The organism is Campylobacter sp. BCW_4332 (assembly GCF_001763175.1).
Lineage (GTDB): Bacteria > Campylobacterota > Campylobacteria > Campylobacterales > Campylobacteraceae > Campylobacter_D > Campylobacter_D jejuni.
Genome location: NZ_MJYF01000025.1, coordinates 1 through 985, shown reverse-complemented (window position 1 = coordinate 985; position 985 = coordinate 1). Strand labels below are relative to the sequence as shown.

The 985-nt window shown below is 29.0% G+C and carries 1 protein-coding gene; it reads left to right on the top strand.

Translation table 11 applies throughout. From position 1 onward, the window contains the following. The coding region (locus AJN64_RS02430) for a motility associated factor glycosyltransferase family protein (protein WP_148122979.1) at positions 1–985 on the top strand (985 nt) is incomplete at both ends.

The window sequence follows — 985 nt, the reverse complement described above, 5'->3', positions numbered from 1 at the left end:
TTTTACAAAACATCCCTTCTATGCTTGAAAGCATTCCTTTTCAAAGAATCTTAAGTGAAAGAAAAAACAAATTTGAAAATGCTATAGTAGTTTCTGCAGGACCTAGTTTAGCTAAACAACTTCCTTTACTTAAAGCTTATCAAGATAAAGCAGTGATCTTTTGTGCTGATGGGGCTTTAAGTATGCTTGAAAAAGAAGGCATAGTGCCTGATTATGTTACGAATTTAGATTTTACTGATCTAGCAATGAAATTTTTTCAAAATAAAGAAAATAAAACTTCTTTAAATATACTTTCATGCGCCACGCATCCTAGTTTGGTTTGTGCACTAGATAATAAAAGTGTGATTTTAAGAGATGATCCTTTATACCAACGCTTCAATCTTAATGACTTTGGCTATATTGATACAGGTACTCATGTGAGTCATTTTTCTTATACTTTAGCTTTGGCTTTAGGATTTAAAAATATTATCATGATAGGGCAAGATTTAGCTTTTGATGAAAAAGGAAATTCACACTCAAAAGGTTTTGATTTTGGGGAGAAATTTAGCGGTGAAGAAAATATAGACAAACTTAAAGTCCCCGCCTATGCAGGTAAAGGTGAAGTTTTAACTCATATAACTTGGAATGATTATCGCATAAAACTTGAATATCTTTTTGCTTGCAACAGTAAAGAAACTAAATTTTACAATGCCACTGAAGGTGGAGCAAGGATTAATTTTACAGAAGAACTTTCCTTTAAAGAATGTTGTGAAAAATTCCTTACAAAAGAAAAACCTAAATTTGAACTTCCAAAAAGTTTAACTAAAAATAGAAGTGACAAACTCCTAGTTAAATTCAAAGAAAAAATACAAAAAGATCAAGATAATGCTAAAAGATTTTTAAATGATGCTTTAGCTTTAAAACAAATTTTAGAAAATATACTCAGTAAAGATTTTATTTTACCTTTGGAATTTTTAGAAAAAGTTTATCAAAATATAGAAAATTT